Source organism: Bacillus sp. EKM501B (genome assembly GCF_011800505.1).
GTDB lineage: Bacteria > Bacillota > Bacilli > Bacillales > Bacillaceae_G > Bacillus_A > Bacillus_A cereus.
In genome coordinates, this window is sequence record NZ_JAALFZ010000087.1 from 1 (window position 1) to 257 (window position 257).

Sequence of the window (257 nt, forward strand, 5' to 3'; positions counted from 1 at the left end):
CACGGTACTGGTTCACTATCGGTCACTAGAGAGTATTTAGGGTTGGGAGATGGTCCTCCCAGATTCCGACGAGATTTCGCGTGTCTCGCCGTACTCAGGATACTGCTAGGGCTCAAAAGAATTTTAAATACGAGGCTATTACTCTCTTTGGCTTACCTTCCCAGGTAATTCTTCTATCCTTTTAAAGTCCCATGTCGCAGTCCTACAACCCCGAGAAGTAAACTTCTCGGTTTGCCCTCCTGCCGTTTCGCTCGCCG

At 49.0% G+C, this 257-nt stretch carries 1 rRNA gene; it reads right to left on the minus strand.

What is annotated here, in order from left to right:
* Positions 1-257, minus strand: a 23S ribosomal RNA gene (locus tag HFD78_RS29245); the annotation flags it as partial.